Origin of the sequence: Cryobacterium roopkundense, assembly GCF_014200405.1 — a bacterium.
Classification (GTDB): Bacteria; Actinomycetota; Actinomycetes; order Actinomycetales; family Microbacteriaceae; genus Cryobacterium; species Cryobacterium roopkundense.
Genome location: NZ_JACHBQ010000001.1, coordinates 3,878,415 through 3,894,624, shown reverse-complemented (window position 1 = coordinate 3,894,624; position 16,210 = coordinate 3,878,415). Strand labels below are relative to the sequence as shown.

Sequence of the window (16,210 nt, the reverse complement as noted above, 5' to 3'; positions counted from 1 at the left end):
TGTGGGCTCCCTACCGGCCTGAGCCGGCGTAGGGCAGCAAAGCCATTTCGCGGGCGTTCTTGACGGCACGCGCGATGAGGCGCTGTTCCTGGACGGATACGCCGGTGATGCGACGCGCGCGAATCTTTCCACGCTCGGAGATGAACTTACGAAGGGTGGGGACATCCTTGTAATCGATGACACCAACCCGGATCGACTTCGCGGGAGCGGCGTTTTTGCCACCCTTAGCACCGCGGAGCGGCTTGCGGCGGTCGCCGCTAGACTTTCCAGCCATGATTTCCTTACTTTCTTACGAGTTATGTAGCCGAACTCACGGGCCGTGCGGGCCCCAGGTTCGACTTAGAAGGGTGTCTCGTCACTGAAGTTACCCGGGCTGCTCCAGACATCTCCACCGGATGCGGCAGGTGTGCCGGATGCAGCGGGAGCGGTCGGAGCCCAGGGCTCGTCCCGGCCCTGCGTAGCGGGAGCGCCGCTGCGAGGACCTGATGACTGCGCACGGGTGAGAGAGGCAGTGGCGTAGCGCAGCGAAGGACCAATTTCGTCGATCTCGAGCTCCATGCTCGTGCGCTTTTCACCTTCCTTGGTCTCATACGAACGCTGTTTGAGACGCCCGGAGGCGATGACACGCGAGCCCTTGGTCAATGAACCGGCCACGTGCTCGGCGAATTCACGCCAAACGCTCGCGCGCAGGAACAGCGCGTCGCCATCTTTCCACTCGTTAGCTGCGCGATCGAAATTGCGCGGAGTGGAGGCGATGGTGAAGTTGGCAACCGCCAGTCCGTTCTGCGTGTAACGCAGCTCCGGATCGCTGGTGAGGTTGCCCACCACGGTGATTACGGTCTCGCCGGCCATGGGCTACTTGTCGCTTGCCTTGTCGGACGCCTCGGCCGGAGCCTCGGTGACCTTGGCAGGCTTCGCAGCGGCAGCAATCTTGGCGGCGAGTGCGGCAACGTTAGCGGCAACGTTAGCTGCCGTCTTCGTGGCAGCGGCCTCGGCCTTGGCTGCAGCAGCGTCGGTCGCGGCAGGAGCCTCGACCTTGGCGGCCGGAGCCTTGGCGACGGGAGCCTCGACGACAACCGGCTTCGCAGCGGCTGCAACCTTGGCGGCGGCAGCTGCAACAGCGGCCTCAGCCTTGGCAGCGATGACCTTCGGGTTGGCTGCCTTGCGGGCGGCCTTCTCGGCGGCAAGCTTGCCGGCCACGACAACCTGGGCGATGCCCTCTTCGGCGCGGAGCACCTTGGTGCGCATGACTGCCTCGGACAGGCTCAGCTGGCGGTCGAGCTCGACCGTTGCAGAGGGGTTCGCGGTGAAGTCAACGACGGCGTAGATGCCTTCGGTCTTCTTGTTGATCTCGTAAGCGAGACGACGACGACCCCAAACATCAACCTTGTCAATGGTTCCACCATCGTTGCGAACAACGTTGAGGAACTTGTCAAGGCTGGGAGCTACGGTGCGCTCATCGATCTCGGGATCGAGGATTACCATAAGTTCGTACTGATGCATGACTAACCCACCTCCTTCGGACTAAACGGCTGCAGAATTTCTACAGCAGGAGGGTTGTGCATGTGTTAAACGTGGAGGCCGGGAATCCGGCGCACAGACAACCTGCCCAGACTACCGGATGCCGCCTCATTTCACCACATCGATGGCCTGCCCTCCGCGCCGGGACCATCACAGCGAGTGTTTCACCGTTCGCCGGCGCTCGCGCGGCCACGGGAGAAGCCGTGCGAAGCATCCGTCTGGTGCGGCCTGTGGAGGAAGAGTCGGCGAGCGGACGACTGACTACTGCGAGCGGGCCGCCCACCAGGCCTGCAGGCGGCGGGTGGCTTCAGGCGCGCCGATGGGTCCGTCGTCGAGGCGCTGTTCGAGCAGGTAACGATAAGCCTCGCCGACCTCCGGGCCCGGTTTCAGATCGAGGATGGCCATGATCTGGGCACCGTCGAGGTCGGGGCGCACGGCGTCCATCTCTTCACGCTCAGCGAGATCGGCGATGCGGGCCTCGAGGTCGTCGTAGGCGAAGCCCAGGCGGTCGGCCTTGCGGCGATTGCGTGTGGTGACGTCGGCGCGGGTGAGAATGTGCAGCCGCTCGAGCTGCTCACCGGCGTCGCGAACGTAGCGGCGCACCGCGGAGTCGGTCCAGGCGCCTTCGGTGTACCCGAAGAAGCGCAGGTGCAGTTCCACGAGGCGCGCCACGGCCGTGATGGTGTCGTTGTCGAAGCGCAGGGCCCGGAGCCGCTTTTTGGCCAGCTTGGAGCCGACCACGTCATGGTGGTAGAAACTGACGATTCCGCCGGGCTCGAGCTTGCGGGTGGCTGGCTTGCCGATGTCGTGCAGCAGGGCGGCGAGGCGAACGACGAGGTCGCCGGCGGGATCAAGGTGGCCCCGGCTTTTCTCGTACCCGATCGCCTGCTCGAGCACAGTGAGAGTGTGTTGGTAGACGTCCTTATGGTGATGGTGCTCGTCGACCTCGAGTTGCAAGCCCGGAACCTCGGGCAGCACGATGTGGGCGAGCCCCGACTGCATGAGCACCTCGATGCCGGCGCGCGGGTTGTCGGCGAGTAGGAGCTTGGAGATCTCGTCCCCGACACGCTCGGCTGAGATGATGCGGATGCTCTCGCACATCGCTTGCATGGCCGACTCTGTCTCGGAGTCGAGCACGAAGCCCAGTTGGGCAGTGAACCGCGCCGCCCGCAGCATGCGCAGCGGATCGTCCCCGAAAGACACCTCCGGGGCAGCGGGCGTGCGAAGAACACCGGCGAGCAGGTCGTCGATACCGCCGGAAGGATCCACCAGTGCAACCTCGGGCAGCCGCAGCGCCAACGAGTTCACGGTGAAGTCACGGCGCATGAGGTCGTCTTCGAGGTTTGTGCCGAAAACCACGTCGGGCTTGCGGGTGGTGCCGTCGTAGCTGTCAGCGCGGTAGGTGGTGATCTCCACGGTCTCGCCGTCCATCAAGGCGCCAATAGTGCCGAAGGCCCGACCGATGTCCCACTGGGCGTCGGAAATCGGCTTGACCAGCCTCATTATCTGGTCTGGCGTCGCATCGGTCGTAAAATCGAGATCATGGGTGGCACGGCCGAGGAACGCGTCACGCACCGGACCGCCAACCAAGGCGAGCTCATGTCCTGCGCCCGCAAATGCGTTCGCTAGACGGGAAATTGTGGGGGACGCAGCCAGATCGCCCAGGCGCTCGAGGGCTGCCGCGACACTCTGCATTGCTCCATATTATCGGGTGAGACCGTGCGAACGAACCGCCGGACTGCGTGGGCGCAGGCCACTCCCGGGGCGCACGCCGTAGAATCCGATACATGATGGCCGAGTTTGAACCTGCGCGCCGGCCCGCGCCCACGGCGAACCGGAGTAGTTTGCCGCGCCGGCCGGCCCGGCGTTGGCGACTCGCGGCCTTCGTTGCCGCGGCAGCCGTCGTCAGCCTTCTCGGCACGCCAGCCTTTGCCGCCACAGCGATGCCCGTCGCCACAGCCACGGCGACCGACGAGGTCACGGTCACGGTCACCCCCACGACATCAGCCTCCCTCCGCCCCGATGAAGACCTGGCCCTCACCGTCACAATCGAGAACGGCACAGACGAGACCGTGCCTGTCGGCACTATCGACATCGCCCTGGCCCAGCGCGCCCTCACCACGCGGCCCGCGCTCGATGAGTGGCTGCGGCCGGACAGAGACTCAAACAGCGGCGATGTTCTCTTCAGCACCCCGACACCCTCAGCAATCGATGCGGGTGACACCCTCACACTTCCCCTGACCGTGCCGGCCGACGACGTGGGACTCACCGCTCGCAATGCTTGGGGTGCCCGCGGTATCGCCGCGACTCTGGCAACCGACGGAGTGACGGCAGAGGGGCGCGGAACGTTCGTATGGGACCTCGATGAGGATCTGACGCCGGTCAACCTCGCCACCGTGCTGCCCATCACTGTGCCGGAGAAGTCGTCGGGCGTGATCTCCTCCGATGAACTGCAAGCGTTTACGGCCCCCTCAGGGTTGCTCTCGCTGCAACTGGACTCTGTGATCGACCGCCCGGCGACGATTGCGATAGATCCCATGATCATCGCCTCGATCCGGGTGCTCGGAAACACGGCTCCCCCGAGCGCCGTTGAGTGGCTCGACCGTCTCGCGGCGGCCGGCAACGATATATTCCCTCTCGGGTATGCAGATGCCGATTCCTCGTTGGAGTCGCAGGCCGGGGCCACGACCCTGCTTGCACCGATCTCGTTCGATCACCTCATCGATCCCGCGGCGTTCGCGACGCCCCCGAACGTCGAAACCGAAACGGATGCCCCGACGGCCACGGAAGCCCCAGCCACGGAACCCGAGGCATCCGCCACCCCTGCGCCCTTCGACGGCACAGTGCCGACCACGGCCGAGCTTCTTGCCTGGCCGTACACCTCCACGGACATTGGCTGGCCTCGGTCAGGGAACGTCGCTCGCGCCGACCTGTCGGTCTTCGCCGCGAGCGGCCTCACGACCACGATCCTCTCGGGCGACAACGTTCGACAGAGTGACACTGTCACCCCGAACAGCCTTCTGACGTACTCCGACGGACGCGCCCTCGTGATCGACGACGCGCTCGGGGACGCCATCAACCGGGCGGCAGTGGCCACCACGGATGCCGCGTGGCGCGCGAACGTTGCCGAGGCGCGGTCCCTGCTGGCGATCGTTTCGGCGGAGGACCCGCGTGAACCCCGTACCCTCCTGGCCGCCTTCGACCGCAGCACTCCGCAATCGGCCACCAGGGTCGCACAGACCCTGGATGCCTTGGCCGGCGTGCCTTGGGAGATTCCCGCGACCCTCACGCAGGCCCTCGCCGCACCGGTGGCGACCACTGTCGAGTTCCGGTCACGGGCCCAGCCCGACACCGACGTGACCCTGGTCCGCCAGCTCCTGCAGCGCGAGGCCGAACTCACAGCATTCTCGGCCTCGATCAGCGACCCCCTGTTTCTCACCGCTCCGCACCGGCTCGATGTTCTCGCCCTGCTGTCCACCTCGTGGAGCGAGCAGCCGGAACTGTGGGCCGAACAGGTCACCGCGAGCCTGGCGCTGTCCGGCACCGTGCTGAATGCGGTGACGGTGACCACACGGGGACCCATCAACGTTGCGGCCGACAAGGTCGACTTTCCGATCACGCTGCGCAACGAGCTGAGCCAACCGGTCACGGTTCGGGTACAGGTCGTGCCGTCCAACGGTCGCCTGCTCGTGGAAAGCGACATCGAGGCCACAATCGACGCCAACTCGGCCCAGACCATCACAGTTCCCGTCACCGCCGCCGTGGGAAATGGCGAGGTCGCCCTGCGGGTGACCATGTTCTCGCCGACCGGTGTCGTCGTGGGACAACCAGCTGTGATTGCCGTCAATGTGCACGCGGACTGGGAGGGAATCGGGGCGTGGGTCGTGGCATCCGTTGCTTTCCTGTTTTTCGGGTTCGGCATCTGGCGCAACATTATTCGCCGCCGCAAGGAGCGCACGGAGCGCCGAAACGGCAAGGAGCCGAGCGTGAGCCCACAACCCGACGCCCTCGCCATCGCGGCGCCCCTCCCCGCCGCCGGCGCGAATGACTGACACGACAACGACGGGCGGCATCGGGCGCGCCAGCGCGTTCCTCGCGTCCGGCACGATCGTCTCCCGAATCCTCGGGTTCGTGAAGCTCATCGTGCTCGCGGGAATCATCGGCCAGTTCGGCGCCACGGCCGACGCCTTCGCGATCGCCAACCAGCTGCCCAACACGATCTATGTGATCGTGGCCGGCGGCATCCTCACTGCGGTGCTTGTGCCCCAGATCGTGCGTGCCAGTCTGCACACCGATGGCGGTACGGCCTATATCAACAAGCTGCTCACGCTCGCGCTTATGGTACTGGCCGTCACGACCGTCGTCGCGACCCTGCTCGCCCCCGTCATCACCGGCTTCATCGGGCTGAACCTGCCCGACGACCAGAAGGCCCTCGCGGTGGCTTTCGCGTACTGGTGCCTGCCGCAGATGTTCTTCTACGGGCTCTATACTCTGCTAGGCGAGGTGCTCAACGCCCGCAAATCATTCGGGCCGTTTACCTGGGTTCCGGTTCTCAACAACGTCGTCGCCATCGCCGGTCTGCTCTTTTTCGCAGCATTTTTCGGTGCAGACCCCAATGGCGATCGCACGGCCGCAGAGATCTCCGGGGCGATGGTCGCCGTTCTCGCCGGCAGCGCGACGCTCGGCGTGGTTGCCCAGGCCCTCGTTCTGTTTTACTTCTGGCGCCGCATCGGCCTGAGCTACCGACCCGACTTTCACTTTCGCGGTGTCGGCCTCGGCGCGGCCGGCAAAATGGCCAGCTGGACCTTCGGCATGCTCATCCTCACCACGATCGCGGGCATCATCGAAACGCAGGTCGTCACGCGCGCGCACGGCGAGGCATCCGTTGCGGTGCTCACCACTGCGTGGCTGATCTTTATGCTGCCGCACTCGGTCATCACAGTCTCCGTCGCCACGGCCTATTTCACCCGCATGAGCGAGCACGCCGCGCTGAGTAAATGGGCGCTCGTCAAGGCGGATGCCTCCAGCGCCATCCGCGGCACTGCCCTATTGATCGTGCTGGCCAGCGCCGTGATCGCAATCTGCGCGTACCCTTTCGCGGCCGTGTTCGTGCGCCCGTTCGATCAGGTGCAGGGGGTCGGGAACGTCATCATCGCCTTCATCCTCGGACTGGTTCCCTTCTGTATCCTCTTCGTTCTCCAGCGCACGTTCTACTCACTCGGGGACACCCGAACGCCCTTCTTCTTCACGCTCTTCCAGGTGGTTATCCTGGTGATCGGCGTTCTGGGCTGCGCCTTCCTCCCCACCGACTGGATTGCGGTGGGAATCGCCGCTGTCATCACGGTGTCTGGCACGCTGCAGGCCGCTCTCGCCGCCATCCTGCTGCGCCGGCGCCTCGGTGGAATTGACGCCCGCCGCATTTTGCGCAGCCTCGTGAAGTATTTCGTGGCGGCAATCGTGCCTGTTCTGCTTGGTCTGGTCCTTGTTGTGTTGCTCGGCGGCACGACGGAAGACGGTTTTGCGCTCTCCAGCCGCGTGACCGCCATCCTCACAATGGCCCTCGTCGGCATCGTCATGGCTGCCGCGTACTTCGGCATGCTGCTTGTCATGCGTAGCGCGGAGCTCAGCGCGTTCCTCACGCCCCTGCAGCGCCGCTTCCGCCGGTTGGGCAGGTAGGGGAGGTACTGGGTGCGCTGCCGCCTGTGTGCGCGCTGTGCAGCCGGGCGGTAGCCCGGGCATCGGAATACGAGCCGATTAGGATGTGTTGTACCGGTCAGTGGTCGAAAAAGACCGCCTTTGCTCGAATTATTCCCCCGATTGCTAGGAGTGCGCGTGCGCCAGATCATCATCATCGGTTCAGGTCCGGCCGGTTACACGGCCGCCATCTACGCCGCCCGCGCCAACCTGAAGCCGCTGCTCATTGCGAGCTCGGTCGAGGCTGGCGGCGAGTTGATGAACACGACCGATGTCGAGAACTTCCCGGGCTTCCCCGAGGGCGTTCAGGGCCCCGACCTGATGACCAAGATGCAGGAACAGGCCGAAAGATTCGGCACAGAGGTCGTGTACGACGACGTCGAGACCCTCGACCTCACCGGCGCCATCAAGACCGTTACCCTGGGGAACGGCGAGACGCACGAAGCCCTCTCGGTGATCTTCGCCACCGGATCGGCTTACCGCAAGCTCGGACTGCCCGACGAGGAGCGCCTCTCCGGCCGCGGCGTGTCGTGGTGTGCAACCTGCGACGGTTTCTTTTTCAAGGGCAAGACGATCGCCGTGATCGGCGGCGGAGACTCCGCCATGGAAGAAGCCACCTTCCTCACGCGTTTCGCCGAGAAGGTATACGTGATCCACCGTAAGAGCGAGCTGCGGGCATCGAAGATCATGCAGGACCGCGCGTTCGCGAACGACAAGATCGAATTTGTCTGGAACTCCGAAGTCGTCGGTATTGCAGGTGCCGAGGCCGTTGATGGACTCCAGCTGCGGGACACCGTCACGGGCACCGAAACCGCGCTCCCCGTGGGGGGTGTCTTCATCGCCATCGGCAACGACCCGCGCACACACCTCGTGCACGGCCAGCTCGACCTCACCCCGGAGGGCACCATCGCGGTGGCCGGCCGGTCGTCCAAGACCAGCCAGACCGGTGTCTTCGCCGCTGGTGACGTCATCGACTCCAACTACCGCCAAGCCATCACGGCTGCCGGTTCCGGATGTGCCGCAGCGCTGGATGCTGAGCACTACCTCAGTACCCTCCCCGAAGACCTGCTGGCCTCGGCCAGCGAACCCGAACTCGCACCAGTTACCAAATAAGGAGCTAGACATGACTGCACGCGCCGTAACAGAAGCAAACTTCGACCAGGAAGTCATCAACAACGAGAAGACCGTCTTGGTGGACTTCTGGGCCGAGTGGTGTGGCCCTTGCCGCGCCGTCAGCCCGATCCTCGACCAGATCGCGGCCGAGAACTCCGACAAGATCGACATCGTCAAGCTCAACGTCGACGATCACCCGGCTCTTGCCGCGAAGTACCAGATCACCTCCATCCCCGCGATGAAGGTCTTCCAGAAGGGCGAGGTCGTCAAGACCGTCATCGGCGCAAAGCCGAAGCCTGCCCTCGAAGCCGACCTGGCCGCCTACCTCGCGTAGCCGCCGGTTCGATTGACAGAACCCGCCCGGCTCACGCCGGGCGGGTTTTTCATGATTATGGGGTGTTCCGGCGGCACTGCCCACACCCCATACGATGAAGACCTCACCAGATCGGACGTGACGTGACTAACAAGGGCTCCCTCCAGGCCGGTAACAACCTCGACCCGTGGTACCACCACTACGCCGAACGAGCCGCGGGGCTCAAGGCCTCCGAGGTGCGTGCGCTCTTCGCGGTGGCCAGTCGCCCCGAGGTCGTCTCGCTCGCCGGCGGAATGCCATTCGTGGCAGCGCTTCCGCACGATCTCGTCACCAATGCCATGTCCAAGGTCATGTCGGAACAGGGAGCTACCGCTCTCCAATACGGCTCTGGTCAGGGAATTCCTGCGCTGCGAGAACAGATTCTCGACGTGATGGCACTCGAAGGGATTCGTGCCAATGCCGACGACGTCGTCGTCACGACAGGGTCCCAACACGCCCTGGAGCTCGTCAGTAAGTTGTTTCTCAACCCGGGCGACGTCGTGCTCTCCGAGGGCCCGAGCTATGTCACCGCTATGGTGATTTTCCGCTCGTACCAGGCCGACGTCGATCACGTGCCGATGGACGAGGATGGCATGATCCCGGAGGCGCTACGAGAACACATAGCCCGCCTGAAGGCCGGCGGTAGAACGATTAAGTTCCTCTACACGATTCCAAGCTTTCATAATCCGGCTGGAGTCACCCTCTCGTGGGCCCGTCGACTCGAGATCCTGGAGATCTGCCGCTCCAACAACATTCTCGTGCTTGAGGATAATCCCTACGGGCTGTTGTACTTCGACCGACCGGCACCCGATGCGATGCGCTCGATCGAACGCGAGGGCGTGGTGTACCTCGGTACATTTTCCAAGACCCTGGCCCCGGGCTTCCGCGTCGGCTGGGCCCTCGCCCCGCACGCGATTCGTGAGAAACTCGTTCTTGCCAATGAGGCCGCCGTACTCTCCCCCAGTTCATTCAGCCAGCTCGTCATCTCCGAGTACTTGTCGACGGCCGACTGGAAGGGGCAGATCAACACCTTCCGCGACGTCTACCACGAGCGCAAGAACGCCATGCTCGCGGCCCTACAGGAGTATCTGCCCGAACTCACCTGGACGAACCCCAACGGTGGGTTCTACGTGTGGGTGACGCTCCCCGATCGGCTCGACTCCAAGGGCATGCTCCCCCGGGCCGTCAAGGAGCTCGTGGCGTATACGCCTGGCACGGCGTTCTTCGCGGACGGTGCCGGTCGACAGAATATGCGTCTCTCATTCTGCTATCCCACCCCTGAGAACATTCGGGTTGGCATCCGTCGCCTGGCAACGGTTATTCGCGGTGAACTTGACCTGCTCGATACCTTCGCTGGCACCGGTTCACTCGCACCAGCACCCGACAGTGAGCGCTTCGCTGCCGGGGCGCCAAATATCTCCTGAGCATGACTCCTGATGAAATGAAAATAGGAAAAGGCCTGATCATGAGTGAAACCGAAACAATGGATGCCGCCTCACCCGACGTGAAGTCCACCCTCGACATTGTCGTGCTTGCCGGAGGCATTTCTCACGAGCGAGATATTTCGATGCGGTCGGGGCGACGCGTGACGGATGCCCTGACCGGCGCTGGACATCGAGTCACCGTGCTCGATCCCGGGGCTGGACTGTTGGCCGAGCTCGCCACACGGCGGCCCGACGTGATCTGGCCCGCCCTGCATGGCGCTACCGGCGAAGATGGGGCGCTCCGGTCCCTGCTCGGCACCACCGGGATCCCCTACGTCGGCGCACGCGGCGAGGCGGCAGCCCTGGCTTGGTCAAAGCCGGTCGCCAAGGAGCTCGTTCGCCGGGCGGGATACGACACTCCCGCATCAATCGCGCTGTCAAAAGAGACCTTCCGGGATCTCGGTGCATCAAGCGTTCTCGAGCACCTGCTGGGTGCGTTGAGCCCTCCCGTGGTTGTGAAGCCGGCTCAGGGCGGATCGGCACAGGGAGTGACGATAGTTGCCACCGCAGGCGCCCTGCCGCGCGCAATGGTGGATGCGTACACCTACGCTGATGTTGCCCTCGTAGAGTCCCAGGTGGACGGCACAGAGCTTGCCGTGGCCGTTGTAGACACCGGTGATGGTCCCGCGGCGCTTCCGGCGGTCGAAATTGTGCCGGTGAGCGGTGTCTACAGTTTCGAGGCTCGCTACAACGCTGGTGAGACCGACTTCTACACCCCCGCGCGCATCGAAGCGGATGTTGCCGCTCGCGTCAGCGCGACCGCCGTCGCTATCCACAAGTTATTGGGCTTGCGTCACATCTCCCGCATCGACCTCATCGTCGACGGCGAGGGCACACCGTGGTTTCTGGAGGCAAACGTTCTGCCCGGGCTGACAGAGACGTCACTGGTGCCTCAGGCGATCGAGGCCTCGGGGCAGACGCTGGGTGACGTGTACTCGGCACTCGCTCGCGCAGCCATCGCGGATGCCGTGTAGCTACTCCCCCGCACCACCCCGGCCCCCGTCGAGACTCTCGGCGGGGGTTTCGTGTTCTCCGTCGGGTCTCAACCTGGTGAGGCGCTTGGGACCAACGTGCCCTGGGCAGTTCACTGCAGGTCCACCTCGTGCCTCGGCCGTCCCCACACGGTGTTTCACGTGAAACACTGCCCTGTGGAACGTCGCGCCCTCACCACGCTCCACCACCGCACCTCCCCCCAGTGCCGATCGAGCCTGTCGATCACCCCACCAGTGGTCTCGACAAGCTCAACCAACGCACCCACCGCGCCCAGCGCCGATCGAGCTTGTCGAGATCCCCCATTCGCATCACACACACTCCACACCCGGTCTCGACAAGCTGGACCAACGCACCCACCACCCATCAACCCGTCGATCACCCCAACCGGCGGTCTCGACAAACTCGACCAACGCACCCGGCGCGCCCAGCGCCGATCGAGCTTGTCGAGATCCCCCATTCGCATCACACACACTCCACACCCGGTCTCGACAAGCTGGACCAACGCACCCACCACCCATCAACCCGTCGATCACCCCAACCGGCGGTCTCGACAAACTCGACGAACGCACACACCGTCGATCGAGCTTGTCGAGATCATCAGTCCTTGGAAGCCTCACTCGACGCTCGGTTCATCTTCGGGGTCTGAGGGCCATCTACTCAACATGGGAAGATCTTGCGGGCGCCCATCAATGAGCGCCTGTCGCTTCGCGCGACTCCAATTCTGCACCTGTTTCTCACGCCCGTACGCCTCAGAGATTCGCTCGTACTTCTCGTGGTAGACAAGCCGCACGGGACGCCGCCGCCTCGTGTACTCCACTCCCCCGCCGTTGTTGTGCTCCCACACCCTGCGCTCGAGAACCCACGTGCTCCCCACGTAAAAGGACCCATCGGAACACTCGACGATATACATGTATGGCATGGCGGCCATGATGGCACTTAATGCGGCTGGACCGGCGTTGTCCACAGGTTCTGTCCACAGGGACAACCTCCGCGTGTCGCTCGCTCACGAGTAACGTTTCACGTGAAACAACCAGAGTGCAACTCGTTCAAGAAGCACTTTCGCCGCGGGCAACAACTAGTGGACGCGCTCAGTAGGTAGCCGTCCCCAAACCGGAGTTATGCGCATGCACTGCCCGTCCATGGCAGTCAAACACAGGGAAGTGCGCTCGTTCAGCAGATGCTGCAAGACGAATTGACTCAGGGCAGTTCACCTCGACTGGCTGCGTTCACGCCTGCGTACGAACGATTGCCGGCGCACATTCCGTTAAGCGGCAGGCGCCGGGAGATGGCCTGGCGTCCTGCCAATCCAGACGAGTTCTCCACAGGCGAGGTCAAGCCACGTGCGCTGCGTCGCATGGCACTCTAGAGGCGCCCGAAGGACCGGGAAACAAGGGTCTCGACAAGCTCGACCAGCGGAAGGTGGGGACTCCCGTTCAGGCCAGGCCCGACCGAAACACGAGTCTCCGCACCGTCGCCCAGCGGAGGACGGGAACGCTCGGCGACGGGGTCTCGACACGCTCGACCAGCGTGGATGATCGAAGTCGCCCAGATCACCAACAAAGGCGGCACGGGCGTCCCGATACGCTCGACCGTCGCTCTGCAACGACACATCGTGACAGAACACGGACCGAAACGGGGGTCTCGACACGCTCGACCAGCGGGAGGTGGCGACGCCCGCGACGGGGTCTCCACAAGCGCGGCCTGCGGACGGTGGGGACGCCCCGCGACCGGGTCTCGACACGCTCGATCGGCGGAGGGTGGAAACGCCCGGCGGCGGGGTCTCGACACGCGCGGCCGGTGAAGGGTCGGGACGCCCGCGACGGGGTCTCACACGCTCGAAGGGCGGAGGGTGGGAGACGCTAGCGGGAGTGTTTCACGTGAAACGGGGCGATTAGCCCTGGTTGGGACCGTACCCTGGCTCGCCGAGCGATCCAAGAATTCGATTCAGATCGCCGATGGTGGCAAAATCAACCGTAATCTGGCCTTTCCGTGCTCCCAGATTGATCCTAACGCGCGTGTCGAGGCGGTCGCCCAGGTGCTCAGCGATCTCATCGAGGTGTCCTTGGCGCCTGCCTGGCAGGGGTTTGGCCTTTTCAACCTTTGGCCCGGCCGCCGCGGCCGCTTCGGCCGCTCGCACGGACAGATCTTCGTTCACGATCTTGTCGGCCAGGCGAAGCATGCCGTCGTGCTCCCCCACCGACAGAATGGCGCGCGCGTGCCCCGCACTCAGCACACCGGCGGCCACCCGAAGTTGGACCGATTCGGGCAACTTCAGGAGACGAATTGTGTTCGTGATCTGCGGCCTCGACCGTCCGATACGGCTCGCTAGTTCCTCCTGCGTGATGCCGAAATCTGCCAGTAGTTGCTGGTATGCCGACGCCTCTTCAAGCGGATTCAGTTGAGCGCGGTGGAGGTTCTCCAGCAGTGCGTCCCGCAGCATGTCGACATCCGCTGTTTCACGAACCACAGCAGGAATGGTGTCCAGACCTGCTATTTTACTCGCCCGAAGGCGGCGCTCACCCATGACCAGCTCAAACTGACCCGCGGAATCCGACAGCGGTCGCACAACAATGGGCTGCAGAACGCCGACCTCGCGGATGCTGTGCACGAGTTCAGCGAGGTCGCCCTCGTCGAAAATACTGCGCGGCTGCTGAGCGTTCGGGACGATATCTGAGAGGTTCAGGTGCGCAAGCTGAGCACCGGGCACCGCTACAAGTTCGACCGACGACGCCTCAGCTGCATCCGGGACGGAACGCGGAAAGAACACATCCACGGGACGGTCGGCAGAGGGGTCGTCCTGTATCGGGATAAGGGCGCCGATTCCGCGACCCAAACCCGTGCGTTTTGCTGCCATTACTGCTGTTCTCCTGTTTTAGGTGCCCCACGACGGGCAATTTCGGCCGCTGCTTCGAGGTAGGAGAGCGATCCTGCTGAGTTGAGGTCGTAGCTAATCACACTCTGGCCGTAGCTCGGAGCTTCTGAGACTCGAACAGAACGTGGGATCAACGTTTCCAGTACCTGTTTGGGGAAATGATCACGCACGTCCTGCGCCACCTGATTGGCCAAATTGGTACGACCGTCATACATGGTGAGCAAGATTGTCGACACGGTCAACTCAGGATTCAAGTGCTTCTCGATCAGCTGAATATTCTTGAGCAGCTGGCTCAGACCCTCCAGGGCGTAATACTCGCACTGGATGGGAATCAGGACCTCTCGGGCCGCCACGAACGCATTAATCGTCAACAGTCCGAGAGACGGTGGGCAATCAATGAAGACATAGTCGAAGGGGTCGTCAAGACCCTTGAGGTAGAGATCCAGTGCGCGATGAAGGCGCTGCTCCCGCGCCACCAGCGACACCAGCTCGATCTCCGCACCGGCCAGGTGAATCGTGGCCGGAACGCAATAGAGTGCCCCGAATTCGGGGCTCTTCTGCACGACGTCTTCCATGGGAACGTCACTCACGATCACGTCGTACACGCTGGGCATCTCCGCGTGGTGCTCTACACCGAGCGCAGTCGAGGCATTCCCCTGCGGGTCAAGGTCGATGACAAGTACTCTCGCGCCCTGTCGAGCCAGGGCGGCCGCCAGGTTCACTGCCGTCGTGGTCTTGCCCACCCCTCCCTTTTGATTGGAGATGGTGAGAATGCGAGTCTTCTCAGGCTTAGGTAGGCGATCGGACGCAATCACCTGTCGGCGACGTGTTAGCTCGGCAATTTCGCGCGCCAATGGAGGTGCACCATCCATGTCCGATGCTGTGCTGCCGAGTTGCTGCTCTTCACCAGGATGTTTCACGTGAAACCTTTACGATTATGAAGCGTGAGAAAGACCACCGGGGACTACTTCACTGTAGCCCTGATTACTCGCGTGACGTCCGGAAGCACGCCCTCACCGAGAGTCAGTATTTCAATGTCGCGCACGCGATATTTCTGGATAGCCTTGGCGGCCCCATCAACCTCCGTCGATGCCCGCTCCCCTTTCATCAAGAGCAGCTCGCCGCCGGCACGCAGCAACGGTGCCGTCAGCGGAATAAGTGTGCGAAAAGCGCTCACTGCGCGGGCCGTGACCTGATCAAGCGGATGCTCAAGTCGCACGTCCTCGGCTCGGGCGCGAACGACGGTGACGTTCTGCAACCCCAGGACCGCGGTCTGGTCGTTCAGCCAGGCCACACGGCGTTCCATTGGCTCGATCAGGACGAACGTGACGTCCGGCCGCGCAATGGCCAGGACGAGTCCCGGCAGACCGGCGCCGGACCCCACATCCCCCACGAGCCCGACGCGCAGCAGCGGCGCCATCAACGCACAGTTCAAAATATGACGGCTCCACAAACGAGGGAGTTCGAGAGGGCCAATAAGCCCTAATTCTTCACCCTGATCAGCTAAATTAGTGGTAAAAGTACGGGCCACAGAGAGTTGATTCCCGAACAGGGACGCTGCAGCGACCGGTTCGACTTCGAGTGCGTCTGTCACGAGTAGGGCTAGACCGCTGTGATGACCGTGTGACGGTCACGACCCTCTCCGTGTGACGCCGACTGGTAACCACGGGCAGCGACGAGGTCGTGCACGAGCTTGCGCTCATACGACGACATGGCAGGCAAAGCGGCATCCGTTGCACCGGCCTCAATGCGCTCGACAGCTCGAGCCACCAGGGCCGCGAGCTCCGCCTCGCGAGCGTCGCGGGACCCCCCGATATCGAGGATGAGGCGGGAGAACGAGCCGGTCTTGTTTTGGACTGCCAACCGGGTGAGCTCCTGCAGTGCGTTCACGGTTTCAGGCTTGGAGAGCACGCGCAGATTGTCTTCGTCCGACGTGTTCACGGAGATGTACGCGCGTCCGTTGCGTGCATCGATGTCAATATCTCCATCGAGATCGCAGATATCAAGGAACTCCTCAATGTAGTCGGCGGCAATGTCGCCTTCCTGCTCGAGCTGGCTCTGAGTGGGAAGGTCCGCGTCGCCATCGACAACCGCACTCTCGTCGGCAGCCGTCACAGCAGCCATCGAGGGTGCCACATCTGCACCATCGGCAGACTCATCGGCCAGTGCATCACCTGTGAT

The 16,210-nt window shown here is 63.5% G+C and carries 14 protein-coding genes and 1 pseudogene; 6 read left to right on the top strand and 9 right to left on the bottom strand.

Features of this window, described 5'->3' with window-relative positions:
* Positions 1 to 10: 10 nt before the first annotated feature.
* From rpsR to BJ997_RS18055, 4 genes and pseudogenes are all read right to left on the bottom strand, one after another.
* Positions 11 to 274 carry a 30S ribosomal protein S18 gene (gene rpsR, locus BJ997_RS18070; RefSeq protein WP_035835236.1) on the bottom strand — a complete coding sequence of 88 codons (264 nt, stop codon included), beginning with the start codon at positions 272 to 274 and terminating at the stop codon, positions 11 to 13.
* Between the two features lie 65 nt (positions 275 to 339).
* On the bottom strand, positions 340 to 852 hold the full coding sequence (locus tag BJ997_RS18065; protein WP_035835235.1) for a single-stranded DNA-binding protein: 513 nt from the start codon (positions 850 to 852) through the stop codon (positions 340 to 342).
* A gap of 282 nt (positions 853 to 1,134) precedes the next feature.
* Positions 1,135 to 1,503: pseudogene (gene rpsF, locus BJ997_RS21990) on the bottom strand (30S ribosomal protein S6); the annotation flags it as partial.
* Between the two features lie 279 nt (positions 1,504 to 1,782).
* The gene (locus tag BJ997_RS18055) at positions 1,783 to 3,216 is read right to left on the bottom strand and encodes a CCA tRNA nucleotidyltransferase (RefSeq protein WP_035835234.1); all 1,434 of its coding nucleotides are present in this window, start codon (positions 3,214 to 3,216) and stop codon (positions 1,783 to 1,785) included.
* Positions 3,217 to 3,308: 92 nt separating this feature from the next.
* On the opposite strand from BJ997_RS18055, the gene BJ997_RS18050 reads away from it, so the two are divergent.
* From BJ997_RS18050 to BJ997_RS18025, 6 genes are all read left to right on the top strand, one after another.
* Complete coding sequence (locus BJ997_RS18050; protein WP_183323648.1) at positions 3,309 to 5,573, top strand: DUF6049 family protein; 2,265 nt, start codon at positions 3,309 to 3,311, stop codon at positions 5,571 to 5,573.
* Positions 5,566 to 7,197: a murein biosynthesis integral membrane protein MurJ gene (gene murJ / locus BJ997_RS18045; protein ID WP_035835231.1), complete on the top strand. Its 1,632-nt coding sequence runs from the start codon at positions 5,566 to 5,568 to the stop codon at positions 7,195 to 7,197. Before BJ997_RS18050 ends, murJ begins: the two co-directional genes overlap by 8 nt.
* Before the next feature lie 156 nt (positions 7,198 to 7,353).
* A complete protein-coding gene (trxB, locus tag BJ997_RS18040; protein WP_035835230.1) occupies positions 7,354 to 8,328 on the top strand; it encodes a thioredoxin-disulfide reductase in 975 nt (324 codons plus the stop codon).
* 10 nt (positions 8,329 to 8,338) lie between these two features.
* Complete coding sequence (gene trxA, locus BJ997_RS18035) at positions 8,339 to 8,662, top strand: thioredoxin (RefSeq protein ID WP_035835229.1); 324 nt, start codon at positions 8,339 to 8,341, stop codon at positions 8,660 to 8,662.
* 122 nt (positions 8,663 to 8,784) lie between these two features.
* The gene (locus tag BJ997_RS18030) at positions 8,785 to 10,104 is read left to right on the top strand and encodes an aminotransferase-like domain-containing protein (protein ID WP_035835227.1); all 1,320 of its coding nucleotides are present in this window, start codon (positions 8,785 to 8,787) and stop codon (positions 10,102 to 10,104) included.
* A gap of 41 nt (positions 10,105 to 10,145) precedes the next feature.
* Positions 10,146 to 11,138, top strand: coding sequence for a D-alanine--D-alanine ligase family protein (locus tag BJ997_RS18025; protein WP_236628778.1), 993 nt, complete (start codon positions 10,146 to 10,148; stop codon positions 11,136 to 11,138).
* A 632-nt stretch (positions 11,139 to 11,770) separates the two neighbouring features.
* On the opposite strand, the gene BJ997_RS18020 is transcribed toward BJ997_RS18025, so the two are convergent.
* The 5 genes from BJ997_RS18020 to BJ997_RS18000 form a co-directional block, all read right to left on the bottom strand.
* Entirely contained in the window at positions 11,771 to 12,085 is a 315-nt protein-coding gene (locus BJ997_RS18020; RefSeq protein WP_244962599.1) for a GIY-YIG nuclease family protein, read from the bottom strand.
* A gap of 963 nt (positions 12,086 to 13,048) precedes the next feature.
* Positions 13,049 to 14,011 (bottom strand): ParB/RepB/Spo0J family partition protein, encoded by a 963-nt coding sequence (locus tag BJ997_RS18015; RefSeq protein WP_035835224.1) that lies wholly within the window; start codon positions 14,009 to 14,011, stop codon positions 13,049 to 13,051.
* The gene (locus BJ997_RS18010) at positions 14,011 to 14,901 is read right to left on the bottom strand and encodes a ParA family protein (RefSeq protein WP_035835223.1); all 891 of its coding nucleotides are present in this window, start codon (positions 14,899 to 14,901) and stop codon (positions 14,011 to 14,013) included. Before BJ997_RS18010 ends, BJ997_RS18015 begins: the two co-directional genes overlap by 1 nt.
* A 92-nt stretch (positions 14,902 to 14,993) precedes the next feature.
* On the bottom strand, positions 14,994 to 15,623 hold the full coding sequence (gene rsmG / locus BJ997_RS18005; protein WP_035835222.1) for a 16S rRNA (guanine(527)-N(7))-methyltransferase RsmG: 630 nt from the start codon (positions 15,621 to 15,623) through the stop codon (positions 14,994 to 14,996).
* An 8-nt stretch (positions 15,624 to 15,631) separates the two neighbouring features.
* The gene (locus tag BJ997_RS18000; RefSeq protein WP_035835263.1) at positions 15,632 to 16,153 is read right to left on the bottom strand and encodes a Jag family protein; all 522 of its coding nucleotides are present in this window, start codon (positions 16,151 to 16,153) and stop codon (positions 15,632 to 15,634) included.
* Positions 16,154 to 16,210: the final 57 nt, after the last annotated feature.